Source organism: Rhizobium sp. 18055, assembly GCF_902706285.1.
Lineage (GTDB): Bacteria > Pseudomonadota > Alphaproteobacteria > Rhizobiales > Rhizobiaceae > Rhizobium.
This window is the reverse complement of sequence record NZ_CACSKD010000001.1, coordinates 568,869-594,129: the sequence shown is the minus strand read 5'-3', so window position 1 is coordinate 594,129 and position 25,261 is coordinate 568,869. Positions and strand designations below refer to the sequence as shown.

At 59.5% G+C, this 25,261-nt stretch carries 20 protein-coding genes; 12 read left to right on the top strand and 8 right to left on the bottom strand.

Annotated features, from left to right (window positions below):
- Nucleotides 1-473: 473 nt before the first annotated feature.
- Entirely contained in the window at nucleotides 474-1,496 is a 1,023-nt protein-coding gene (locus GVL52_RS02720) for a porin (RefSeq protein ID WP_160003814.1), read from the top strand.
- 197 nt (nucleotides 1,497-1,693) lie between these two features.
- On the opposite strand, the gene GVL52_RS02715 is transcribed toward GVL52_RS02720, so the two are convergent.
- The gene (locus GVL52_RS02715) at nucleotides 1,694-2,056 is read right to left on the bottom strand and encodes a hypothetical protein (protein ID WP_244619073.1); all 363 of its coding nucleotides are present in this window, start codon (nucleotides 2,054-2,056) and stop codon (nucleotides 1,694-1,696) included.
- Nucleotides 2,057-2,390: 334 nt separating this feature from the next.
- Here GVL52_RS02715 and GVL52_RS02710 point away from each other — a divergent pair, with 334 nt between their 5' ends.
- Complete coding sequence (locus tag GVL52_RS02710; protein WP_160003812.1) at nucleotides 2,391-3,350, top strand: hypothetical protein; 960 nt, start codon at nucleotides 2,391-2,393, stop codon at nucleotides 3,348-3,350.
- A gap of 31 nt (nucleotides 3,351-3,381) precedes the next feature.
- Here the strand turns inward: GVL52_RS02710 and GVL52_RS02705 are convergent, their stop codons facing one another.
- Nucleotides 3,382-5,163, bottom strand: coding sequence for a hypothetical protein (locus GVL52_RS02705; protein WP_160003810.1), 1,782 nt, complete (start codon nucleotides 5,161-5,163; stop codon nucleotides 3,382-3,384).
- 110 nt (nucleotides 5,164-5,273) lie between these two features.
- Entirely contained in the window at nucleotides 5,274-5,927 is a 654-nt protein-coding gene (locus GVL52_RS02700; RefSeq protein ID WP_160003808.1) for a response regulator transcription factor, read from the bottom strand.
- Nucleotides 5,928-6,281: 354 nt separating this feature from the next.
- Between GVL52_RS02700 and GVL52_RS02695 the strand changes: the two genes are divergently transcribed.
- Entirely contained in the window at nucleotides 6,282-6,518 is a 237-nt protein-coding gene (locus tag GVL52_RS02695; RefSeq protein WP_160003806.1) for a hypothetical protein, read from the top strand.
- A gap of 45 nt (nucleotides 6,519-6,563) precedes the next feature.
- Here the strand turns inward: GVL52_RS02695 and GVL52_RS02690 are convergent, their stop codons facing one another.
- Genes GVL52_RS02690 through GVL52_RS02675 form a run of 4 tightly spaced genes read right to left on the bottom strand, consistent with a single transcriptional unit; the run spans nucleotide 6,564 to nucleotide 10,106 of the window.
- Nucleotides 6,564-7,688, bottom strand: a complete 1,125-nt coding sequence (locus GVL52_RS02690) for an AI-2E family transporter (protein ID WP_160003804.1) — start codon at nucleotides 7,686-7,688, stop codon at nucleotides 6,564-6,566.
- A 39-nt stretch (nucleotides 7,689-7,727) separates the two neighbouring features.
- Nucleotides 7,728-8,570 carry a polyphosphate kinase 2 gene (gene ppk2 / locus GVL52_RS02685; RefSeq protein WP_160003803.1) on the bottom strand — a complete coding sequence of 281 codons (843 nt, stop codon included), beginning with the start codon at nucleotides 8,568-8,570 and terminating at the stop codon, nucleotides 7,728-7,730.
- A gap of 37 nt (nucleotides 8,571-8,607) precedes the next feature.
- A complete protein-coding gene (locus GVL52_RS02680) occupies nucleotides 8,608-9,765 on the bottom strand; it encodes an HlyD family secretion protein (RefSeq protein WP_160003801.1) in 1,158 nt (385 codons plus the stop codon).
- Entirely contained in the window at nucleotides 9,765-10,106 is a 342-nt protein-coding gene (locus tag GVL52_RS02675) for a DUF3302 domain-containing protein (RefSeq protein ID WP_160003799.1), read from the bottom strand. Before GVL52_RS02675 ends, GVL52_RS02680 begins: the two co-directional genes overlap by 1 nt.
- Nucleotides 10,107-10,447: 341 nt before the next feature.
- On the opposite strand from GVL52_RS02675, the gene GVL52_RS02670 reads away from it, so the two are divergent.
- From GVL52_RS02670 to GVL52_RS02660, 3 genes are read left to right on the top strand one after another with little or no spacing between them, the layout of a single operon-like run.
- Nucleotides 10,448-10,762, top strand: coding sequence for a hypothetical protein (locus GVL52_RS02670; protein ID WP_160003797.1), 315 nt, complete (start codon nucleotides 10,448-10,450; stop codon nucleotides 10,760-10,762).
- A 44-nt stretch (nucleotides 10,763-10,806) separates the two neighbouring features.
- Nucleotides 10,807-12,186, top strand: a complete 1,380-nt coding sequence (locus GVL52_RS02665; RefSeq protein ID WP_160003795.1) for a DUF3300 domain-containing protein — start codon at nucleotides 10,807-10,809, stop codon at nucleotides 12,184-12,186.
- Between the two features lie 35 nt (nucleotides 12,187-12,221).
- Complete coding sequence (locus GVL52_RS02660; RefSeq protein WP_160003793.1) at nucleotides 12,222-13,172, top strand: DUF2950 domain-containing protein; 951 nt, start codon at nucleotides 12,222-12,224, stop codon at nucleotides 13,170-13,172.
- Between the two features lie 231 nt (nucleotides 13,173-13,403).
- On the opposite strand, the gene GVL52_RS02655 is transcribed toward GVL52_RS02660, so the two are convergent.
- Nucleotides 13,404-13,838, bottom strand: a complete 435-nt coding sequence (locus GVL52_RS02655; protein ID WP_160003991.1) for a hypothetical protein — start codon at nucleotides 13,836-13,838, stop codon at nucleotides 13,404-13,406.
- A gap of 290 nt (nucleotides 13,839-14,128) precedes the next feature.
- On the opposite strand from GVL52_RS02655, the gene GVL52_RS02650 reads away from it, so the two are divergent.
- From GVL52_RS02650 to GVL52_RS02625, 6 genes are all read left to right on the top strand, one after another.
- Nucleotides 14,129-14,578 (top strand): potassium channel family protein, encoded by a 450-nt coding sequence (locus GVL52_RS02650; RefSeq protein WP_160003792.1) that lies wholly within the window; start codon nucleotides 14,129-14,131, stop codon nucleotides 14,576-14,578.
- A gap of 313 nt (nucleotides 14,579-14,891) precedes the next feature.
- Nucleotides 14,892-16,517, top strand: coding sequence for a bifunctional aspartate transaminase/aspartate 4-decarboxylase (locus GVL52_RS02645; RefSeq protein ID WP_160003790.1), 1,626 nt, complete (start codon nucleotides 14,892-14,894; stop codon nucleotides 16,515-16,517).
- A gap of 308 nt (nucleotides 16,518-16,825) precedes the next feature.
- Nucleotides 16,826-18,517 carry an aspartate-alanine antiporter gene (gene aspT, locus GVL52_RS02640; RefSeq protein ID WP_200847743.1) on the top strand — a complete coding sequence of 564 codons (1,692 nt, stop codon included), beginning with the start codon at nucleotides 16,826-16,828 and terminating at the stop codon, nucleotides 18,515-18,517.
- Between the two features lie 155 nt (nucleotides 18,518-18,672).
- A complete protein-coding gene (locus GVL52_RS02635; RefSeq protein WP_160003786.1) occupies nucleotides 18,673-21,384 on the top strand; it encodes a decarboxylase in 2,712 nt (903 codons plus the stop codon).
- Between the two features lie 146 nt (nucleotides 21,385-21,530).
- Complete coding sequence (gene aspT, locus GVL52_RS02630; protein ID WP_160003784.1) at nucleotides 21,531-23,222, top strand: aspartate-alanine antiporter; 1,692 nt, start codon at nucleotides 21,531-21,533, stop codon at nucleotides 23,220-23,222.
- A gap of 128 nt (nucleotides 23,223-23,350) precedes the next feature.
- Nucleotides 23,351-25,030 carry a SulP family inorganic anion transporter gene (locus GVL52_RS02625; protein WP_160003782.1) on the top strand — a complete coding sequence of 560 codons (1,680 nt, stop codon included), beginning with the start codon at nucleotides 23,351-23,353 and terminating at the stop codon, nucleotides 25,028-25,030.
- Nucleotides 25,031-25,261 lie beyond the last annotated feature (231 nt).

The following is a 25,261-nucleotide window of genomic DNA, read 5'->3' as shown; positions in this document are numbered from 1 at the left end:
GTTTTCAACCACGGTCAGCGAAGGGAACAGGGTGTATCTATGGAGCGCCATGTCGCGTTCGGAGGACGGGCAATCGATGACCGAGTACATGTCGTCTTTCACCGTCAGCGATACGGCGGAAATGGTCGCAGCCTCGACGGGCGGCGGTAGATGGTTCGGAACGCTCCCTTGTTTAACCCGGTCCGGGGATCAAAGCAGTCGGCCTGTCAATCCCGCTCGGGAGGCCTGCCGTCTGCATGATTGTGCTCGGCCGTTTGTGCATTCAAGCGTTCACGTATCTGTTGCGCACGCGCCACACTGCCTGGCTTCCTTCGCGTGCTGCCGCGGTCTTCTTTGCTTCGAGTCGGCAAATTTAGTAAAAATAAATAGATTAATAGCCTTGATGATTCATGAAGGCTGGTCGGCAACATGAGGCTGAACCGACCCAAACAGATTTTGCGATGCCAACGCCATTCCTATCGAAAGACCGAGACATGACCATACGTATGATGCTGCTTGGATCCGCTGCTGTACTCGTGGGTACGCCGAGCTTTGCTGCTGACGCAATCGTGGCCGCCGAGCCGGAACCGGTCGAGTATGTTCGCGTCTGCGATGCCTATGGCACCGGCTACTTCTATATCCCCGGAACCGAAACCTGCCTCAAGATCGGCGGTTACCTGCGATTTGAAGTTTACGGCGGGCCGGATGAAAAAGGCACATCGGACTGGAACGCGCGTACCCGTGCGCAGGTCCAGTTTACCTCCAAGAGCGACACGGAATATGGTCCGCTCACCGGCGTTATCGTTCTGCGCAACAACGGCGACAACGCATCGACGAGCGGCACGCTGGATTCGGCTTACATAGACATTGCCGGAATTCGCGCTGGTCTGTTCTACAGCTGGTGGGATGACGACCTGAGCGGCGAACCTGACGTTCTTTCCAGCTTCGAGACGCTGCACAACTCCGTTCGTTACCAATATGAAACGGGCGATTTCTACGCCGGTATTAGTGCCGACGAGTTGGAAGACGGTTATTACAAGCTTGGTGAGCAATCAAACAACGTCGGTATAGCGTTCGGGATTGGCGATAAGGTCGGCGGCTTCAGCTATCAGGTCACCGGCGGATACGACACCGACAACGAAGAAGGCGCCATCCGCGGCATGATCTTCGCGGACCTCGGCCCCGGCACTCTCGGTTTGGCGGGCGTGTGGGCATCCGGCCCCAACTCATATTACGCCCAGTCTGAATGGACCGTTGCTGCCGAGTACGCCATCAAGCTGACCGACAAATGGTCGGTGACGCCGATGGGCCAGTACTTCGGCAACTATGCCACCGATACCGACAATGGCGCTATTCCGGCCTCCTTCGATGGTCTGGGCGATGCCTGGAAGGTTGGCGTTACCATCGACTACCGGATCGCCGACAACCTCTATGCAAAGGGAACCGTCAACTATCTCGATCCGGATGACGGCCAAGATGTAACCAGCGGCTTCTTCCGTCTGCAGCGCGCATTCTAGTTCAATAGATGCCATCAAGCGCGAGGGTACGGCACGGTTCCGGACCCTCGGGATACTTTGGATCGCGGTAGCCGGTTCGGGTGACGGCCGCGTCCGAGTTTGACTGCCTGGAGGCCGCAATGCGAGGTCTCCTCCGCGGGCGGATTTCCAATGCTTGTCATGTGGCGTGTTGCGGTGATTGAGGGCGTGCCTGGACTCTAGTGCGAGCCCAGGTCATGTGCCTGACCGGACGCCCGCAGTTCTTCGAGGGTTTTGCCGACGCAACTGCCGCCGCCCGCTCCGCCGACCGCCTTTGCGTGACCGTCCAGTGAAATTGTCCCGGCAATTCTCTCGGAGGCCACATAGGTCGCCAGGCCGTTCGCCGCGACCCTGGAAAGGTAAAAGGCGTGGACCGTGTCCTTGTGCTTGCACTGGATGACTATCGGAAATTTCTCGAACGGATCATCGTCCGCGTGAACGACGCCGGTGCCGATGGTGTGGAAAGCGGCAGTAGCGACGACTGCAATCGCAGCACATGTTCCAAGGCATTTCGTTAGACGCTGGCGCGCTATGTGAGCCATCAATCAAACCCCTATTTGCCATCTTCAGATATCGGGCGGCAGACCGCCGAACCACAATTGCCGCTGCGGACGTTGTCCTTGCGTGCCGGCCCGCATGTGCCGTGCCGGCACCATTTCAAAGCAAAGTGCCGACCTTGCAAGCTAGGGGAGACCACTAAGGATTAATACCTAGATGGCCATCGCCGTTCGTACTCGCTGCTCCATACCACCGGAAACCCCGCCAACCGAACACACTGCAATGGCCCCTTACGTATTGCTACGGACGCTGCGGCGCTGCGATCGGTGTATAACGCCCGAGCCCTGAGGACGAGCGGTCGTGCTGTAGGAGGGATCGATGGCATCCAATGACGGCGAAAACCGTGGCGCCGCACAGGACCGTGGGGAGATCCGTGACCAACTCGACCGCATCCTGAACAGCCCGGAATTCCAGGCGCCAGATCGTGGGCGCCGTTTCCTGAAATATGTGGTCGAAGAAGCGCTGGAGGGACGAAGCGAACAGCTCAATGCCCACACCATCGCAGAGGTCGTTTTCGGTCGCGGTGCAGGATTTGACGCGCAGAGCGATCCGGTCGTGCGCATCGAGGCCGGCCGGATACGGCGTGCGCTGGAGCGGTACTATCTGGTATGCGGCAGAGACGATCCTGTGAGAATAACGATTCCGAAGGGGCATTATATTCCCAGCTTCGAACAGTGTGGAGATGGCGCCGACGCTTCTTCGTCTGCCAGTCAGTCGAAGAAAATGGGGCAATCCGGTCGCCAGGACGAGCGCAAGCTGACGTACCGGGACCTGCTGGTGCCGGTCGGCGTTCCTGCTGTTTTCGCGGCGATTGCCATGCTCGCCATGATCCGCCCGCTGGAGCACTATTTGAAGCCTGCGCCAGTGCCCCCGCTGGCAAGCGAGGTCAAGCCGCATACGAAGATTGCTGTTGAACCGCTCGTCGTGCTCGGCGGCAATCCTGGCACAGCAGACATCGCGCGTGGCCTGGGTGATCAGTTGATATCGCGGCTGACGAAGCTAGACGGTATCATCGTGCTTGCGCCTGTTCTGGCGGCCAGCAGCCCGCCAGCCGGTTCGACATGGAATCTACAGGGAAACATCGCGTTTGAGAAAAACAGCCTTCGCGTACAGGTTCGATTGATCAGGAGCGTTGACGGGAGCGTAGTCTGGGCCAAGCGGTTCGATCATCAGCCGGAGGGCCGCAATGTTCTCGATCTTGAAGACGAGATCGGCGCGCAAATCGTGCGGGACATTTCGACAATTGACGAAATCAAAAGCGGCTCCGCGAAGCGATAGCCAGCTTGCCGGTGCAGGCCAACCAGCCGGTTTAGTTGGAGCTTATCGTGTCTCGGCCCGCAGGCTCGATGGCGATGCCCATGGCTTGAAGTCCGCCGAGAAAACGCTCCTGATCCTCCACGCGGTGGAGGCGAAGGGAGACTTCCCGGCGAATATTTTTCATCATATCCGCCGCGTTGATGCCCAGCCAATCCTTCTGCTGTGCGGCTTCCGCGGTCTTTCCCTCTGCACCGAGGATCGACAGGAGCACCAGACGGTGCATCGGGTTGTATTCCAGGTCGCACATGCGTGACCAAAGCTCGGCGGCCTGCAAGTCGCCCCTCATATAGGCGCACAATGCCATTCCAACCTCGTAGTAGCCCTTGGGGCCGGCGCCGTTGTTTAAAGCCCTTGAAATAAGCTCACACCCCGATTGCCATTTGCCGGACATCGCCAATCGCAGACCATACTCCCCCGCGACCTCGGTATCGTTGGAGTTCTGCGCATAGGCAGCAGCACCTGTCTTCAATGCCTTGTCTATGTCGTTCTTGAAAAAGCTGACCAGCATGGAAGCCTGGAGCGCCCGGGTATTATTGGGTGCAATCGAGGTCGCACGCTCCGCAGCAAAAGCGGCGAGTTCCGTGGCCCGGGCCGTCGGGGCTGTACCAAGCTTGTAGCGAAACCTCATCTCGTCGAGATAGATCAGGGAAAGAAGCGCCCATGACGTGGCGTTTGCGGGGGAACGCTGCGTCGCGCGTTGCAGGCAATCGCGGGCTGCGGTGTGACTTCGCAGATCCATTGCTCTGCGATAGCTGTAATATGCCGACGTGCAATCATCCGCGCCTGCCTCCTTTGTCGCTGCCGACCGGGCTGTCTTGTCTGTGTCCGACAAGAAGAGGGCGCCATACGGCCGTGCGACGGCGATTGCGATCTCCTGGCCGACGTCCGCCTGGATTTGCACAATGCTCCTGATGCGAAGGTCGGCATCGTAGTTATTCGCCCAGACCACGGCTGCGTCGGAACGGCGAACCAGGCGCAAGATCGAGCGCAGCCTGTCGCCATCACGCTGGACACCGCCTTGCAGACTGTAGGCCTTCGCGCTGCCGTCGTTGGCTTTGGAGGGGTCGGCGACAACCACGATATCGCCGAAGGCTGCAAGCTGACCGATGACTTCGTCTCGCAGTCCCTGAGCGATGTCCGATGCACTGCCTCCAGGATCGCCGGACTGAAACATATCGACAATGACGATCGGCCGCGATGAATCGCTAGCGGGCAGGTTCGCTTGATTGTCGTGCAGGGTGAAACCATTTGGCGCAACCGTGAAATAGAGACCTGCAACCGCGATCAGGATCGTCGCACCGATTGTTAGGGTGGTCCTCGACAGCTTGCGGCCAAGTCGCCCGTCGCCCGATGGGAGCAAGTCTATCCGTTCGGGACCATGCTCCGATTGGTCTGCTGCTCGGTATCCCGCCGCGTACTCGAAGTGCGGAACGTATCCGCCCTTCGGTATGGTGATCACGATCTCGTCCGACTGGCCGGCGACGAGGTAGTAGCGTTCCAGGCCCCTGCGAATTCGGCCAGCCTCTATCCTGACGACGGGATCGTTCTGTGCGTCGAATGAACTCTGCCTCCCGAATATCTCGTTAGCGATTGTGAAAGCCTTCAGGAACTGGGATCGCCCTTCCAAGGTCTCGGTCACGACGAACCGAAAGAACTTTCGACCGCGCTCGGGCGAATGAAACTCGCCACTTGCCAGAACGCGCTCCATTTGCTGGAGAATGTCCTCGGGTTTGGGTCCTTGTTCGCTCGACGGATCGGCTTTTGCGATGCTCATGATGCCCCTCCGACACGATCACGCAACTGGCGTCTTAGTATGCCCTAATAGACAATAGCCCATAAATGAATGGTTTCAATGGCTTTGTTGAGTGCAGCCTAAAGTAGTTGTTATGGCATCGCAGGCGAGACCGTTTTGTTCAGCACAGGGGGCACGATCTCGCTGGAGGTGAGGACCATCCGCATCAATTCTGCCAGATTGCGGGCTTCCATCTTGGCCATGACGTTGGCACGATGAACCTCGACGGTCCGTGAGCTGATACCAAGATTGAAGGCGATCATCTTGTTCTGCAGGCCATCGAGCACCGCCGCCAGAACCTGATGTTCCCGGTCGGTCAATTGCCGAAGCCGACAGGCCACCTTTTCGCTGTCCGCTGCGGACGATGGGGAGGTGGCCTTGGGGCGCGCGACCCGATTGATGGCGGCGATCAGGACCTCGTCCTCGAATGGCTTCTTGATAAAATCGGCCGCTCCGGCCTTCATGGCCTGGACGGCCGTGGCAACGTCACCGTCGCCGGTGACGAAGATCGTCGGAATGTCGGCATTGAGCAGGCTCAGCCGTTCAAGCAACTGAAGCCCATCGAGATGAGACATTCGCATGACTTTGATGAGGCACGCCCTCCCGGATATTGGCAACTGGTCCAGAAACGCCGAAACGCTGTCATATGCGCGGACGGCAAATCCCGAAGAGACGAGCAGGAATGTCAGGGATCGTCTCGGCATTTCCTGGTCATCGACAAGGTGCACGGTCAGGTCGTTCACCATCCAGCAAGCCCTCCCACAAGGACAACAAGAACACCAAAGCATGTCTCGTTGTCTGAAACCGGCCTTGACCGACTGATTTTTCACGTCGCGACGCTACCACGGCTGTGCGCAGCATCGGTGTAGCATCGCGTAACATCTATGGTGGGCGGCGCCAGCAATAAAACCGCCGAGAACAGCTTGGCAGGCGATACAGGGTCCTGGCCCTTTCAAGGGCTTCTGCTCCCTCTTTGGTCAGCTATGGCATTGGTCAAAGCTCTCTTCGGAAGGCGATCTAAATGCGTGTCTGCGTGGGTAGGAGCAATCCGATACGCCAGGCAATTCGTATGACAGACACTATGCATGCGGAGATAACCGATGATCCGAGAGCGCGGACGGAGGCGATTGATGTTGAGACTTCCGGATATCCGTGAGCGCTTGTCGGAGCAGCCGACGGAGACGCTTGGCGAGATGTTTGAGTCCTACGCTCTCGCGGCCGATGCTCTGGATCGCTTTCACAAGGAAACGCCGAGACAGGAAAACCTGATCGCAGAATATTCTGAACTGTGCAGGGAGATCGAACAGGAGGTCGTGAGCTATTGCGCCGGCCGGTGATGTTTGGACATGAGCCGATCTGGATTTCCGCCTCCCGATAGCTTGTCAGCTCGAAGCGCCCGCGTGGTTGTCGGGCTCGCTCGGGCCCTTTGGCGGCCAGGCCCACGCCCGAAGAAGCTCATAGAATACACTGAGGACGATCGGCCCAAGAAACAGACCAAGCAAGCCGTAAGACAGCGTCCCGCCAATCACGCCGACAAGGATCACCAGCATAGGCGTCGATAGGCCTCTGGCCATCAGGATCGGCTTCAGGACATTATCGACGATCATGATCGGCACGGCCACGACGGTGAAGGCAAATGCGATCGATGTCGGCCAAACGAACCATCCCCAGATGACTGCTGGGACGAGAACGATCGCGGGGCCGAGTTGCATCAGGCAGAGAACAAAGACCAGAAAGGTCAGTGCCCCGCGCGCCGGTATCCCGAAGAATGCGAAGCATAATGCGCACAGTATCGTCTGAAGGAAAGCGACGCCGATCACGCCCCGCGAGACATTGCGCACGGTCGTTCCGGCCAGTCGTGCAAAGCCTACGCCCTTGTCGCCGGCGATCCGGCTTGCCAGCACCTGTATTGTCTCGGCAAGTCGCGTCGACATGGTGAGGAGGAAGCCGGAAAGAATGACAGAGGCGACGAAGCTCAGCACGCCGCCGCTGATCGAGGCAAGCTTTACGATGACCAAGCCCATGGCGTGCAGAATCGGGTCTTGAAATTTGATGATGCTCGCCGCCAGGTCGCCCGCGATCTGGTTCCACGCAGCATAGATGCGCTCGCCGACGACCGGCCATTCGCGAACGGCGGGCGGTGCTACCGGCAGCGTGAAGTTCTCGGCTTTCAGCTTTGCGACGAGTATCTCGACCGCATCGGCAAAATTGACCGCAACCAGTGCCAGTGGCGCGATGATGAGGACAAGGCAGGCGACGACGATCGCCGTCGCGGCAATCAGCGGCCGGTTTCCGATGAAACGCGAGAGCGCGTCGAACATCGGGAAAAGCGCCACGGCAAGAATGGCCGACCAGACCACGATGAGCGCAAAAGGTGCAATCAGGAGCAGCGTCCAATAGGCGAAAAGCCCGATGATACCCAATCTGACGAGATCGCTTACTCTGGCCTCGATGGATATCTGGCCGCCATCTTTGGCTTGCGCCGTCGTGTCGCCTGTTTGCTCCATCGTCGCATCCCGCCCCCGCATTCAGCTCTGACGTCGGTTTCACGACGTGGTTTCTGGTACGACGCGACGGACACTGTGATCCTCCACGAAGCTCGACGGCCGCTTTTGACGCTTGCCGAGATCGGGGGCGTCGAACTTCACGCGTTCATAAGGGATGGATTGCAGGATGTGGGAAATGCAGTTGATCCGCGCACGCTTCTTGTCATCGGAGGGGACGGTCCACCATGGTGCGTGGTTGCTGTCGGTCATTCGCAGCATCTCGTCGTAAGCGCGCGTATAGTCCCACCACTTCTGGTAGGATTCGACATCCATCGGGCTGAGTTTCCACTGCCGGACCGGATCGTCGATCCTTCGCTTGAAGCGGCGCTCCTGTTCGTCTTCGCTGACCGTCAGGAAGTATTTCAGCAGCGTGACGCCGCTCTCGACGATGGCCGCCTCGAAGCGCGGCGCCAGTTCGAGAAAGCGCTGCACCTTCTTTTCGCTGCAGAAGCCCATGACGCGATCGACGCCCGCGCGGTTGTACCAGCTGCGATCGAAGATGACGATCTCGCCGGCTGCCGGCATATGGGCGATGTAGCGCTGCATGTAGATCTGTGATTTCTCGCGATCAGTTGGGGCAGGAAGGGCGATGACGCGAAAGACGCGCGGACTGACTTTTTCGGTGATGCGCTTGATCATTCCGCCCTTGCCGGCGGCATCGCGGCCTTCGAAGACGATGACAATTCTTGCGCCGGATTTCTTCACCCATGCCTGCAAATGGGCCAGTTCGACCTGCAGGCGGCCCATCTCCTTTTCATAGTCCCATGACTTCTGCTTTCGCTTGTTCTTGCCGTCGGGATTTGCCTCGGTCTCCGGGTTTTTCAGATCATGCATCTCGTCCATGACTTTCCCTCCATAAGACTCCTCAGTGGAAGCCGCGTCAGTGCTCGAGGAACACGTAATTCATCCAGCTGCTCATCCGCAGAAGTACCTTTCGGAGGATGGCAACGTGGTGCCAGTGATGTGTGTAGACAGCCACTTCGGCGACCACACCGCCGGGCAGCTGATAGTCCTCGGTGCTCTCCAGCAGCTCAATGCGGGCGAGCGTTTGCCCGGGCGATACGCGTTCGGGCGATTGCGGGTCGATCAGTGCGCCGGTCGGCTGTAACTGGCCCTGGGACATCACATCGATGATCCCCTGCACCCGCGCTTTGAAGATCTTGCCGGGGACCGCCGTGAATGCCACCTCTGCCTCATCGCCGGCCTGCACACGCTGGAGCGAGTTCTGGATGAAGGCCGCAGCCAGCATCTGGTCCTCGCTGTTGATGAACACCATCACCGGCCGAAACGGCAGCGGGTTTGCCATCATTCCCGGACGGAGAAAGACCTGCGTCACGTAGCCGGCGCTCGGTGCGCGGACCGTGGTCTGTTCGAGATCGTACTCGGCATTGCCGAGTTCGGCCTGTAGCCGCGCGACCGTGGGGTTCGTGCCGTTTATTTCGGATTCGTAGGCAAGCCTTGCCTGCGCGGCCTGGGCGCGCGCGGTATCGACGGCCGCTTCCGACGTCAGGTAGATGCCTCGCCTGTTCTCGACTTCGAGTTCGGAATAAACGGCGCCTTTGCCGCTCGATTTCGAGTTCTCGTTCGATTGCTGGAATTTCTGGAATGCCTGCAACGATCTGTCTCTCGAGGCTTCGGCGCCGGCCACGGCTGCGTTGGCGCCGTCAAATGCTGCCTTCAGCTGCAGCACCGTCTGCTTGGCTTCAGCCAGCGCGGCCTTCTTCTGATCCACCGTGAACTGGTAGGGGCGGGGGTCGATACGGAAAAGAACGTCGCCCTTCTTCAGCGGTGAGTTCGGTGTCACCGGCACATCCACAACCTGGCCACCCACCACGGGAATAACGGGAGCCGAGGTAAAGTAGATGCGCGCGTCGCTCGTGTAAGGGTGGTTATAGCTCATCAGGAGCAGCAAGCTGGCGATCAGAAAAATTCCGCCGAGGACGGCAGTGGCAAGCGTCCACTGGTTTACCGGAATTCGGAATATCTTGAAGACCGCATAGCAGATTGCTGCATATGTGAGGATGAGGAGCAGGTCCATCAGGCGTTCTCCTTCTCCGGCGCTTGCGCTTCGAGTTCTGCGATCCGTCCATGCAGGCGGGCAATTTCAGCGTTTGCCTCCGCCTCCGGCGACAGCTTTCCATCGGTACCGATGCCCCAGCCACGATCCTCGCGGTAAATCGTTGCCCAGATGAACAGGAACGGCCAGATGGCATGAAGCGTGAAGAGGCTGACCCATCCGGCGACATGGATCGCGTCCTGATGCGGGTGGTTTCGTGCCTTTGCTATCAGATGCGGAATGTCGTGGATTGCAATCACTGCGTAGAACAACGTGATCACGACGAAAACCAGCACGCCCAGCGCAAAATAGTCGAGAAACACGGCTCCTCCTTTTCGGCGGCGAATGCCCGAACTCACTGACCGCAACGAGTACGGAAAAACACTAGACCCGCGGGAACCCGGAAGCCCGTAGCATCACGTAACATCTATCGGATTGGTTGGGCCCGAGTGGTCGTCACGTCGCTCGAACGGAAGGCTCCAGCTTTTTATCCTGCCGTGGGCGGGCGCGTCATGGACATCGATAGAGTGGGGCCGGTTTGTCGGCGAAAGCGGCATGGCGAATGCCCTGGTGCGTAGGTTCGCGTATGTTACGTCTGCAATCCGAGCAACCGCAATACAATGTTCCTGCCTGCACGGCGTGAACCTGACAGCGGGGGGCTGTGATGACCTGGGGAAAAAGCTATTCGCCGCGAATGTCTGCTCTCGCCGTGGCGGAGGCGAATTTTCCTGATCAAGCCAGCAAGGTCCAGCATCTGTTTCGCGTGAGTGAGGCGTTCCGCAGCATGTGTGAAGATCTTGCGGCGGTCGTAGAGACACTCGCACGCATCGACGATCTTCCTCACAACGAGAGAACGGTGCGCCGGCAGGAGTACGAAGGTTTGGCGGACGCGCTGGTCAACGAAATCGGCGAGGCGCTGGCCCAATCAAATGTCGTGGTTCTCAGACGACCCGAAGAGGCCAAACCTCGATCGCGTTGAGCTGGAGTGTTTATTGCCATTTTGAACAGGAAGGTCGATGCGTCATGACAGCAAGATCGTTCAGATTGACCACCGGGTTCGCGGCGCTAGCCATCATCTCGATGCTGCCCGGTCCCTTCGCTTATTCACAGACGCCAACACCAGCGCCCAAGCCCGCGGCGGCAGAGGCCGTCGAGACCGATCTGCTCTCTGACGACGAGCTGGCGATCCTGGTGGCGCGCATCGCGCTCTACCCGGATGAATTGGTTGCGGCGATTTCGGCAGCGTCACTGTTCCCGTTGCAGATCGTCGAGGCGCAACGCTTCCTTGAGGCAAAGAAGAAGAGTTCTGCGCTGAAGCCGAAAGACGACTGGGACGGCAGCGTCATCTCGCTGCTCAATTATCCTGATATCGTCAAGATGATGAGCGACGATCTCGATTGGACGCAGTCGCTTGGCGATGCGCTCACCAATCAGCAAAAGGACGTGTTGATCGCCATCCAGCAGCTGCGTGACGAAGCGATTGCGAAGAACATTATCAAGACCGACGACAAGGTGACTGTCGTCACCGAGAACGACAATGTCATCATTCGGCCAACCAACCCGGAGAAGATCTACATACCGCAATATGCGCCGGAGATGCTGTATCAGCCCGGCTATGCGGTTGAACCGATCTCCTATTATCCCGACTCCTATGACAGCTACTATTACCCAGGTGCGGCCTTTTTCGCCGGCGCGGTTACGGGCGTCGCATGGGCTGCCATCGTCAACTGGGACGATTGGGGTGTCTGGGGCGGCAACTGGCGCGGCGATGTCGATATCGACTGCAAGAATTGCTTCAACGATAGAAACTTCAGCGGCAAGGTGAATTGGAACGATGTCGATTGGACGAAGGTCGATCGCAGCAAGCTGAGCATCGACAGGGCGCAGCTCGGGGATCTCGATCGGTCGTCAATCAAGTCCAGCCTCCAGTCGGACAATCGCAACCAGCTGAAAAACAAGGTGAGCGACCGCAAAGGCAACCTTGGGCCGGGAGCCAGGAATACCGCGGCGCGTGCCGACGATATTCGCAAGGGCACAGTCGATGGGCTGAAGGGTAACGCCAAGTCGAAGGTCAACAAACCAACGGCGAACCGGCCGAACGCTGCCCGCCCTGACACCCGTCCGGCCAACGCGGCCAACCGTTCGTCGAAGCCGGCTGCAAGCGCAAAACGCAATTCCAGCGCACCAAAGATGGCGGCGCGGCCTGACAATCGCCCAAGGCAGTCCAGTGCTCTTGGCAATGTGCAGTCCGGCCGTCGCGAGGCGGTTGCCTCCCAGCGCGGCGGGCAAAGCATGGGCGGCGGGCAACGCGGCGCGCCACGGGCCCATACCCGTCCACCACCGAGACACCAAGGTGGCGGCGGCGGGCGTGGCGGTGGCGGGCGTGGCGGTGGACGAAGATAAGATCTGATCGGTTTCCCGAGACAATGGAGGCAACCATGAGACTGCGACTGAAGCTGATACATTTGCTGGTTGGCGTTGTCCTGCCCTTAACGTTCGCGAGTTCGTCGATGGCGCAGACGAGCCTCGCGGAATTCGCAGCAACCGGTCCGATGCCGTCGTTCGATACGCCAGAGCTGGCGCTCGAGCGGTTGAAGGCCGTGCTGGCTTCGAACGATGTCGATGGGCTGGCAAACCTGCTTGGCCTCAAGGCCGACAAGCTGCGTGCCAGCAACGAGGCGATGGTCACCTACGGATTGTTCCGTGAGGGTGCTGCGCGGCAGATCATTCTTGAGGACCTTGGAGGGCGAAAGGTCGTTGCCATCGGCGACAGGCTCTGGCCTTTGCCGTTCCCGTTGTCTCAGGGCGCGGGGTCTCAGGGTACGGGCGCAAAATGGTCGTTCGACACCCGAACCGGGCTGGAGGAGATTGTCAACCGCCGCATTGGCGAGAACGAGTTGGCCACCATACAGACCATACGGGACTTTGTTCTGGCCCAGCACGAATATGCGTCCGAGGATCGCAACAGCGACGGTATTTACGAGTATGCCCAGAAACTGATCAGCAGCCCTGGTCAGCGTGACGGTCTTTACTGGGAGCCGGGCATTTACGAAGAAGACAGTCCCGCAGGCGCATTGATCGAGACGGCCGCCTTCGGCAAGGCCAAGCGAGGCGAGGGCTATTTCGGATATCGCTATCGCATCCTCACCGGGCAGGGCGCAAATGTGCTGGGCGGCAAGCAGAGCTACATCGTCAACGGCCATATGACGGCAGGCTTTGCGGTGATCGCCTGGCCGGTCAAATACCGTGTGACCGGGGTGCAGACGTTTATCGCCAATGGCATGAGCCTGATCTATCAACGCGATCTCGGACCACAGACAGAAGAGAAAGCTGCCGCGATCAAGGAGTTCAACCCGGACCGCAGCAACTGGACCGTCGTTCATGAATAGGTCGAGACGGTCGCGGGTGGCAGCTGCGCACGCGACCGTTGTCACAGGGCTGGGAATATCGCCTTTCGCCCGGGACTTCATGGCCAAGTCAGAGGGCGAGCTAGGGTGGTCATTTCCGTGGTCCACTTCGAGTGGCCGGCGTCCATGCGCCAGCCATCGTCTCCGACGAGAACTTTAGTGCGGTCCCGATCGCTTCAACTGGGCATTTCCTCCAGTCAGCCCGCTGGGAGGTCATTCAATGGGCGGCTCCCATGTCAGGAAAAGACCAACGTCGCCCGGCATGCCCCCGGGAAAGTTGATGATCATGGCTTTCAGTCCGTACCCTTGCGGCTTGGCCATCTGCTCGAACAAATCGAGGATTTCCTTCGCCTTTCCCTGCAGCGTCTTTTGCCATCCCGGGAGACTGTTGTTGATGGCGCGCCCTCCGTCGTCGCAGAAGGTGGACGGAAAACTGTAGATCATCGCTTCGTATTTGCCGTCCGCCGCGGCCTTCATGACCAGGCGCTTGATAATGGCGCGCTCCTTGTCCCCAATGTGCTTGCGAAAGAAATCCTCGACGAACTCGGAATGCTTCGTCGCTTCCCGCGCCTTGATCTTCTCGTCGCGCTCCATTTCGGCAATTTGCAGCTCAAGGGCTCGCTTGCGTAGATTTTCGGCAGTGGCCATCGACTGGGGTGCAGATGTCTCTGTTGATGTCATTTCAACGTCCTCCAAGTTCATCTGATAATCGATCCCGATGATAGGGCGCTTAGGAGGCTGAAGGCAGTATGATACGCGGCGGCTGGGGTAAGATACGGTATGTTACGCGTGTCGCCCTCCCTGCCAAAAGTGCAACGAGCCTAAGTTGACGAAACCCTGCGCGCTTACCTGTCGCTAATGCTCTGCTTTTTATGGGGTTTTTGGTCAATGGATTGAACCGACATGGACTTCATCCCAGTAGTGACCACTCCAGAAGAATGCGATCGGGAGGCCCCGTGCTCGTAAGACTCTTCATTGCGGCGGCACTCATTGCCGCGACCGTTGCAATACAGGCCATATTCATGTCTGCGGGGCTTAGCATCTTCCGTCGCATGGAGGCGAGGCATCCCGACTATCTCAGGCGGAACGCGACCCTCGTGACCGTCGTCTGGATTATCTATCTCCTGGTTCCGGTCATGCTTGACGTCATCCTGTGGGCGTTGTTCTTCACGATATTCGGGGTCCTCCCCTCCTTTGAAGATGCCGCCTACTTTTCGACTGTCACGTTCACCACTGTCGGCTATGGTGATATTGTCCTCGGCAAGGAATGGCGGCAGGTCGCCGTGTTCGAGGCCGTCAACGGCTGGATCATCTTCGGATGGGCGACCGCACTGATGATGGCTGTCATACAGCGGCTTTACTTTCGCTCCGGCGATGGTGATCGCTGATGCCGTCGCGTGGCGAAACGCCCTTTTGTTGCGGTGGTCACCGCATCGCGCTTTGAAGCGACTGGAGCTTCAAGGCCGAAATGCTCATATTGTCCAGTGTAATGCATGACCGAGTTTCGTGCGCCATGATCGCTGTCTCCGACAGCACCGTCACCCGGGTTTCCCCGAGAGGCTGGCATCCTGATGCCGATCAACAGTCGGACCTGCTCCCGTAGCATACCGTATGTTGCGCCAACCAGCCCTGTAACATACTTCCCTGTGACACCAGCCCAAGCCACCATTCGCCCATCATTCATTGTTCGAGGAGACTGTGATGGCCGACGCTGGTGTTTACGCCAAGTTCGAAGACCTTAGCCCGTTCGAAATCAAGGACGAACTCATCAGGCTGGCGCAGGCGGACAAATCCAACCGCACCTATCTGAACGCCGGTCGGGGCAATCCGAACTGGATTGCTACGCGTGCCCGCGAGGCTTTCTTCCTGCTCGGGCAGTTTGCACTCACCGAATCCAAAAGAATGTCTTTCGACGAGGAGGCCGGGCTCGCCGGAATGCCTCCCCTCGAAGGGTGCTACAAGAGGCTCAAGGCGTTTGCCGAAAGGCGCAAGGGCGATGTGGACACGCCGGGCGCCGAGACGCTTGGCGATGTGGTCGATTTCGCCATCAAGAAGTTCGCTTTCGATCCCGACACTTTCGTCAACGAGTTGACCGACTCCATCATCGGCGATCACTATCCTGTGCCCGATCGCTCTCTCGTTCATAACGAAGCGATTACCCACGAGTACCTGATGTGGGCGATGTGCGCAGGTCATAGACCGAGCGCGAAGTTCGACCTTTATCCGGTCGAAGGTGGCACCGCGGCGATGTGCTACATTTTCAAGGCACTTAAGAATGCACGGCTCCTGAATGCCGGCGACACCATCGCGCTGGTGACGCCGATTTTCACGCCATATCTGGAAATGCCGCATCTGGAAGACTACGCGCTCAAGCAGATCCACATTTCGGCTGAGGCCGAGGATCGCTTCCAACTCACCGACGAAGACCTGCGTCCCCTGGAAGACAAAACGGTCAAGGCGCTGTTCATTGTCAACCCCGGAAACCCGTCGGCGGTCGCGCTCGACCCGGAATCGATGGATCGGCTGGTCAAGTTCGTGAACAACAAGCGGCCGGATCTGATGATCCTGACCGACGATGTCTACGGTACCTTCGTGCCGAACTTTGAATCGGTGATGGGGCACCTGCCGCACAATACGATCGGCGTCTATTCCTATTCCAAGTATTTCGGTTGCACCGGCTGGCGGCTCGGCGTGGTAGCGGTCGCTCAGGACAACATCTTCGACAAGATGATCCAGGCATTGCCGGAGCCAACCAAAAAGCTCCTTGACGAGCGATACAAGGCCCTGACGCTCAAGCCGCGCGACATCAAGTTCATCGACCGTATCGTGGCCGACAGCCGTGACGTGGCGCTCAACCACACCGCCGGCCTCTCCTTGCCGCAACAGGTGATGATGTCGTTGTTCGGTCTCGTCGAGATGCTGGATGACAACAAGGTCTATCAGAAAGCCTGCATGGCGATCTGCGAAAAACGCTTCCACAAACTCATGGACGGAATGGGCATCGAGTTTCAGGCGCGCCCCTACTTCGATCGCTACTACGGCATTATCGACTACGAGTTCTGGGCGCGCAAATACGTTGGCGATGACGTCACCGATTGGGTGAAGCAGAATATTCACCCGCTCGACATCGCCTTCAAGCTCGCCGAAGACCACGGCATCGTGGTTCTGAACGGATCAGGCTTCGAGGCACCGAACTGGTCGGTGCGTGTGTCCTTCGCCAATCTGCCCGATGAGGCTTACACCTCTATCGGCCGAGCCATCCGAGCTGTCGCACGCGGCTATCTGCAGGCCTACCGCGCGGCCAAAGGCGAAATAGCACAACCTTAGCCACGCCGCATCGTCGAGGCGCTGCGGCAGAGGGCACGGCGTCTCCGCGGTTCGGCTACGCGCGCCAACCCAGCGCGGCGGCTGCCTACCCGGAACATGACCCGCAGGCAACATCCGGGGGATCGGTCGATGCTTTGCGAGGGCCGCGGAACGCAGATCATCGGCTGTAATATACGGTATCTTACTTTGAAAATGGTCGTTGCTGAGTAGGTTAGCCGAGACTTCTTGATCATAGCTGCACGTAAAACAAGTGAGCGGAACGACGTCGCCTTGTAACGCATCCTGCTATCAAACAAGTGAGGCACCCGATGATAGAGTGGTTTGTCAGTACGCTTCGTACCTACCCGGAAATTGCGATCTTTCTATCACTGGGGCTCGGCTACTATTTCGGGTCGTTCACCTTCAAAGGGTTGGGGCTTGGCGCGGTGACTGCCACGCTCATTGCCGCCGTATTGATCGGCCAGTTGGGCATAACCATTTCGCCGCCGCTGAAATCGACATTCTTTCTCCTGTTCCTCTTCGCAATCGGCTACGGCGTCGGTCCGCAGTTTGTACGGGGGATAGCGAAGGACGGAATTCCGCAAGCGCTTTTCGCTGTTGTGGTCTGCTTCTTTTGCCTGGGCGCAGCCTATTTTGGCGCGCTGTTCGCCGGCTACGACATCGGCTCCGCGGTTGGGCTCTATGCCGGTTCGCAGACGATTTCTGCGTCAATGGGCCTTGCGACTGACGCCATTGGTCGCCTGGGGCTGCCGCCGGAGCAGAGCAAGGCGATGCTGGATGCGATGCCGGTCGCATACGCCGTGACGTATATTTTCGGCACCGTCGGCTCCGCGATCGTACTCGCTCTCATCGGCCCAGCCCTGATGAACATCGATCTTGAAGCCGAATGCAAGAGATACGAGGAGGAGCAGGGTGGGAAAAAGGTCCTCGGTGGCGCCGGAACGGCTTGGCACAATTACGAACTTCGTGCCTACCGGGTGAAAGACGGCGCCAGGATAGTGGGCATGACAGCGCTCGAGGCTGAAGGCCTGCTGCCGTCCGAGCGCGTCTTCATCGAGCGCATTCGGCGCGCAGGCAAAGTGCAGGATGCTACCGTGGACACAATGATCATGGTGGGCGACGTGGTCGCGGTCGCGGGGCGTCGAGAAGTTCTCGTGGACCTGATCGGCAGCGTCGCAGACGAGGTGGATGATCGGGAACTGCTTGCCGTTCCTGCCGACGGGGTCGATGTTTTCGTCACCAACAAGGATGTCGATGGCGAGACGCTGGCTGAGCTTGCGATCAGGCCAACCGCCCGCGGGGTGTTTCTGCGCAAGATCGTTCGTGGGGCGACGGCGACCGAAATCCCGATCCTGCCGAATACGAAGGTGCACCGCGGGGATATCCTGACCATCGTCGGGCGGACGCAGGATACGGCCGCCGCCACGAAGGATCTGGGACGTCCGGATGCGCAGACCGACGTCGCAGACGTGGCATTCATCGGTGCTGCAATTGCGATCGGTGCCTTGGTTGGTGCACTGACCTTCAAGATTGGCAGCGTTCCGCTCACGCTATCGACGTCCGGTGGCGCGTTGATCTCAGGTCTCTTCTTCGGCTGGCTTCGCTCGGTGCGGCCGACATTCGGGCGCATCCCATCGCCGACCGTCTGGTTCATGAACTCCGTCGGCCTCAACGTGTTCATTGCCGTCGTCGGGATATCGTCGGGACCGGGTTTCGTCGCCGGTCTCCAGCAGCTCGGCTTCAGCCTGTTCCTGTGGGGCATCATCGTGACGACGGTACCGCTGATCCTTGCCATGTACGTGGGGAAATATGTCTTTCGGTTTCACCCCGCCATTCTGCTCGGGTGCTGCTCTGGCGCCCGCACGACGACGGCATCCCTCGGGATGATCAACGACCGGGCCAAAAGCCAGATTCCCGGCCTCGGCTACACAGTCACCTACGCGGTCGGCAACACGCTGCTGACCATCTGGGGCATGGTCCTGGTGCTGTTGCTGGCCTGACCATGCTGGAGAAACGGGCGGTGTGCGGCCACGCTGGACGACGCCCTCTTTCCGAGAGTCTCTGCAACAGAAGCATAGCCGTGGCCGAAGTCAGCGTGATGAACGCTTGCTGGCTATGGCTGGACAATCAACCGTGACCGACGTTGGAGCGCGAAATGTCAAGCAAGACCGCACAGATCGATCAGTTCCTGCTCATCCATTCCGCACGGGCCGACAACTGGCGCGAACTCACGACATTGGCAGACGCTTGTGCGACCGGACACGGGGACAGGGGAGCGTTGGACGCGGCGGTCTCCGCGCTGGAGGCGGTCGAGGAATATCATGCCTATCCGGGGGCGCAGCTGCTGGCTGCGCTGCGGGAACTGATTGCCACGAATGATGCGGGTGGAGCGGCAAAACTGGCACGCCGCATCTCGAACGGGTTGCTGACCCACGCCTATCGTGGCCGTCAAGCCGAATGGGACGTCCATGATGAAATGTCGCCGACGGAGGTGGTCGATGTCATGCCGCCAGCAACAGGCGAAATGGGCGGTCGGCGCCCATATTTCGAAGCTTTGTTCGTCAACAGCCAGCCAGCGGCGCGATGGCCCGCATACGCCCGGGAGATCCGCAGACTGCGACGCCCCGAGGATACTTTCATCTACGAGCCTATCATCGTCGGATCGTTCGAGGACGCGGTCTGCGCGGTTCTCCTCAACCCCGATATCATCTCGGTCGTCCTCGCCGAAGGTTTCCCCTACCGCTCCCGCCACGATGCGCCGGTGTTGCGCTCGGTGCTTGATCCGCTTGGTGAGACGGAGAGCGTTGACATGTCGGCGTTGCGGCTGGCGCGCACCTTGCGACGGGTTCGCCCGGAACTCGACATCTATCTGCTCTCCGACCGTCAGGTGGAGAAAATTGCCGGCGATCCGACAGCTGATGCCATCAGGCGGATTTTCTACGCGGTGGAGGAACCGCTGGAAATGCATCTTGCCATACTGGAAGGCGTGCAGGCGCGCTACGAGACGCCGTTCTTCGACAATCTCAAGAAATATGCGCGGCGGCCGATCGGCACGTTTCATGCGCTGCCGATCGCGCGTGGCAAGTCGGTGTTCAAGTCCGACTGGATTCGCGATATGGGCGAGTTCTACGGCCTCAATCTCTTCCTGGCCGAAAGCAGCGCGACGACCGGCGGCCTCGACAGCCTTCTGGAGCCCACCGGCAACATCAAGCGCTCGCAGGACATGGCCGCGCGCGCCTTTGGCGCCGACCACGTCTTCTTCGTGACAAACGGCACATCGACGTCCAACAAGATGGCGGTGCAGGCGCTGCTGGCACCCGGCGATATCGCGGTGGTCGATCGAAACTGCCACAAGTCTCACCACTACGGCATGGTCCTCACCGGCGCCCAGCCCTACTACGTCGAGGCCTTTCCGATGACGGCTTACTCGATGTACGGGGCGGTGCCGCTTGCGACCATCAAGCGCGCGCTGCTGTCGCTCAGAGCCGAGGGTCGTCTCGATCGGCTGAAACTGCTTGACCTGACCAACTGCACCTTCGACGGACACATGTACAATGTCAGGCGCGTGATGGAGGAATGCCTCGCGATCAAGCCTGATCTCATCTTCCTCTGGGATGAGGCGTGGTCGGGATTCGCCCGGTTCTCGCCGTTCCTGCGTCCGCGCACCGCCATGGGTGCGGCAGCGGATATCGAGGACTGGCTACGCGATCCCGCGTCCGTGAAGGCATACGAAAAGCAGAAGGCGGAGCTCGGAGAAAACCCGTCGGATGACGTGCTGCTGGCCGCTCGCCTGATCCCCGACCCGCGTCTGGTGCGTCTGCGCGTCTATCAGACCAACTCCACCCACAAGTCGATGTCGGCCATTCGCCAAGGGTCGATGTTGCTGGTCAGGGATGTCGACTTCCATACGGTCGAGGCGCAGTTCCACGAAGCGGTGTTCACGCATGCCTCGACCAGCCCCAACCAGCAACTGATTGCCAGCCTCGACGTCGCCCGCCGGCAGATGGAGCTCGAAGGTTACGGCCTGGTGATGAACGCCATCGAGATATCGCTGAAGATCCGGCGGGCCGTAAACGAGCACCCGCTGATCGCGAAATATTTCCGCGTTCTCGGCGCAGACGATATGATCCCCAAGGAGTATCGCCAGTCGGGCTTCAAGGACTATCTCGCGCCCGGCTCGACTTGGGCGACGGCGGTCAAGGCGATGCAGGAAGACGAGTTCTACCTCGACCCGACGCGCATGACGCTGGTCTGCGGAACAGCCGGTTTCGACGGGACGCAATTCAAAGGTCTGCTCGCAAACGAGTATGGTATCCAGCTGAACAAGACATCGCGCAACAGCGTGCTGCTGCAGTCGAATATCAACAACACGCGAAGTGACGTCGCTCACCTCATCCGCGTTCTCGTCGAGATTTGCCATGGCATCGAAAAGCGGCTGGCCGATGGCGGCGAAGGCGAGCGTGCCAGCTTCGCAGCGCGGGTAAAATCACTGATGACCGATGTCCCTGATCTTCCCAATTTCAGCCATTTCCACGAGGTCTACCGCGGCGATGCCGGACAGCTGACGCCCGAGGGCGACATGCGCACTGCATTCTTCAACGCCTATGATGCGTCCGTTTGCGAATATGTGCCGCTGATCGGTGCCGAGTGCGACAGGCGGCTGCGGGAGGGGCCGGAAATGGTCTCTGCCAACTTCGTCATCCCCTATCCACCGGGCTTTCCCATCATGGTGCCGGGGCAGGTCCTGACGCAGGAGACCATCGACTTCATGCGCAAACTCGATGTGAAAGAAATCCATGGCTACGAGAAAGCCAGGGGGCTCAAGCTGGTCAAACCCGACGCGGTCGCGGCAAAGGCAAAGCGGTGATCAACCGGCGCGGAGCGATAGCCGCGCTATCCCGCAATATCTGCCACGGACACTACCGTGGCGGCTCACAGGGTTGGTTTTGTTGCGCAGGCTGAGGTGGTCCGGGGCGTTTGGCCCTGCATCGAGGAACGGGAGCTGGTCTGCAGATGGTTTGGGTCGAACAATTCCTGGTCAAGTATCCCGAGCTTGTCGTGTTTCTCGCGATCAGCATCGGATACCTGATAGGTGGCGTTAAAGTGGGAGGCTTTAGCCTCGGCCCCGTCACAGGCTCGCTGTTCGCAGGCATCCTGATAGGACAGTTCGCCGACGTGCCGATTGCAGCGATGGCGAAATCATTCCTGTTCCTTCTGTTCCTCTTCGGTATCGGCTACTCGGTCGGTCCGCAGTTCCTGCAGGCATTGAAACGAGACGGGCTGAAACCCGTGCTGCTGGCCATCGTCGTCTGTGTCACCGGGCTGCTGGTGGCCATCGTGGTCGCCAAGGCGCTTGATCTTGATCCGGGGTTTGCTGCAGGGCTTCTTTCGGGCTCGCTCACCGAAAGCCCGGCCATGGGAACGGCAAGTGAGGCAATCAACGCACTGCCACTACCGGAAGTCGATCGTCTGCGTCTTGTGGCCCACATCGCTGTCGCTGACGCGGTGTGCTACATATTCGGCGCCCTTGGCGTTATTCTATTCTGCAGCGTTGCGGGCCCCAGACTGCTTGGAATCGACCTTGCTGCCGAGGCGCTGAAACTGGAAAGGGAGCTCGGGATAACCCGGACAGCTGCCGGGGTCGCTTCGGCCTGGCACCGCTTCGAACTGCGCGCCTACCGGATCGCGGAAAGCGCACCAATTGTCGGCATGTCCATGAGAGCGGCTGAAACGACTCTTCCAGAACACAGGCTTTTCATCCAGCGCTTGCGAAGGGGCGGGCTGATCCTTGAGGCGGCGCCCGAGGTTGTGATGGCCCCAGGGGACGTCGTTGCCGTGTCGGGCACGCGGGAAACTCTGGTACGCGTGCTCGGCCCACGCGCCGAGGAGGTGGAAGACCGCGAGCTTCTCGACATTCCGGTATCGGTTGCCGACGTTCTGGTAACATCCCGTGACATCCGGGGTCGCAGCATAGAGGAGGTGGCCAAGCTCGGTTGGGCACACAGTCTCTATCTGCGTCAGATCACGCGCGGCGGAAACGACATCCCGATTGGACCTGGGGTCGCCGTCGAACGGGGGGATGTGGTCCGCCTCGTCGGTCCGGAAGCGGTTGTCTCACATGCCGCCAAACAGATTGGCGCCATCGTTGCACCGACAACGGCAACGGACTTCTTCGTTCTCGGACTTGCGATATTCCTCGGCGGGCTTGTCGGGGTCGTCGTCGCGTTTCCTGTCGGTGACATCAGGATTTCCTTGAGTACCAGCGTGGGCACATTGCTCGCGGGTCTTCTTGTGGGGCACCTGCGCACGCGCTTTCCGCTCTTCGGCCGCATCCCAGATGCCGCGGTATCGCTAATGACCGCACTGGGGCTTGCCGCTTTCGTCGCGATGATCGGTCTGCATGCGGGACCTGTCTTCGTCTCGGCCGTCTCTGAGGCGGGGATTGGCCTGTTGTTCGGCGGCATGGCCGTGACCATTCTCCCGATGATCGTCGGACTTTATTTCGGACATTACGTGCTGCGAATGAACCCTATATTGCTGCTCGGTGGGCTAACCGGTGCGCAGACCATGACGGCGGGAATGGCGGCCATCCAGGACCGATCCGGCAGTACCGTTGCCGTCCTCGGCTATACGCCGGCGGTGCCCATCGGCCACATCCTGCTCACGACCTGGGGAACCATTATCGTCAACGTGGTTGCGGGATAGAGCCGCCGAAATTCGCAGGCATTCGTGTCTGTCGGGAAGCAAGCTGGGGATTGGGATGCCGAGGGCGTCAAGTGAGCGCAACGAAAGGCGCTCTTCGGCACCCTCTTTGATGCAGGCAAGGGGGAGACATGCTTTGGTCAACGGGCGCTGACAGATCAAACGAGCCATCAGCCGGCACATTGCGACCGGATATCATTGCGGGTCTGACGGCTGCCGCGGTGGTCCTGCCCAAGGCGATGGCCTATGCGACCGTTGCGGGCCTGCCGGTGAGCGTGGGGTTCTACACGGCCTTTGTCCCGATGATCGTCTATGCACTGTTAGGAACGTCGCGCGTCCTGAGTGTCAGTTCGACGACCACACTGGCGATCCTGACTGCCGCTGAACTGGCGATTGTCGTGCCTGATGGCGACGCTGGCAAGCTGATCACGGCAACTGCGACGCTGACGGCTCTGACGGGCCTGCTGCTGATTTTGGCCTCGGCTCTGCGGCTCGGGTTCGTCGCGAATTTCATCTCCTCGCCTGTGTTGACCGGTTTCAAGGCTGGTATCGGGCTGGTGATCGTGCTCGATCAGATACCGAAGCTGTTTGGCCTCCATTTTGCCAAGGAGGGCTTCTTCCGAGACGTACTGAGCCTCCTGCAGCACCTTCCAGAAACCTCGACCGCGACGGCTTTGGTGGGAGGCGTTGCACTTGTGTCGTTGCTTCTCATGGAACGGGTGAAGCCTCACTCGCCTGCCCCCCTTGCCGTCGTCGGGACGGCGATTGCAGTATCCTGGCTGTTCAGCCTCAGCACACATGGCGTTTCGATCGTCGGCAGCATCCCACAGGGGCTGCCCTCGCTGACCCTGCCGAGCATCGACCTTGTCACCCGGTTGCTGCCTGGGGCGATCGGCATCTCGCTGATGAGCTTCACCGAGACGATCGCCGCCGGCCGCGCCTTTGCCGCCCTGTCCGACATGTCCATCCGACCAAACCGTGAATTGATCGCAACCGGTGCGGCGAACCTTTCTGGCGCATTTTTCGGAGCGATGCCTGCAGGCGGCGGTACGTCGCAGACCGCGGTTGTGCGTGCCGTCGGCGGACGAACCCAGAAGGCTTCTCTCGTTGCGGCGGCCGTCTCTGTTGCGACGATGTTGGTGCTTGCCCCATTGCTTGGCCTCCTGCCTCAAGCGGCGCTCGCTGCAATCGTGATCGTCTACTCCGTTGGGCTGATCAAGCCGGAGGAATTCGCTTTGATCCGAAAGGTTCGAAGGATGGAGTTTCGGTGGGCGGTTGCAGCCTTTTTGGGTGTGCTTGTCTTTGGCACGCTTCAAGGCATTGTCGTTGCCGTCGTCCTGTCCTTGGTCGGTTTGTCGAGCCAGGCAGCCAACCCGCGTATCCACGTCCTCGGCCGCAAGCGCGATGAAGATATCCTGCGCCCGCTCTCGGCACTGCATCCCGATGACGAAACCTTCGATGGGCTGTTGATTGTGCGACCGGAAGGCCGGCTCTTCTTCGTCAATGTGCAACAGGTCGTCGATCGCGTCCGGGAACTTGTCATCCACGCGAACCCCGGCGTTCTCCTGCTGGATCTAAGCAGGGTCTTCGACATAGAATATTCTGCGCTGCAGATGTTGATCGAGAGCGAAAGAAGGCTTGCAGAGCAAGGTGTCACGCTTTGGCTCGCGGGATTGAATCCCGATGTGCTCGAGTATGTCCGGGCATCGGGGTTTGCCGAGCGCCTCAAAAATGAGCGCATGTTTTCAACCGCTAGTGCCGGCATTCACCACTACCAGAATAGCACGGCACCGAGCACTCCGAGCAACTGACATGCGTTGCCCCATCTCGTTGACAAGCCGACGAGTCGAACATTGAACGCGGCATTCAAGCTTTCTGAGCCGGGGTCACCGATACTGCCGGTTTTGACGTTTACGCCGAACTCCAGCCGGTTGGCGTCCGACCCCATACCGATTGCGAGCCCGATCGCGGCTTGGCCATCGTGGCGCATCAGCGATGACAGCGGATCGAGATAGCCGCACCGCAAATCTGGATTTGCGTTC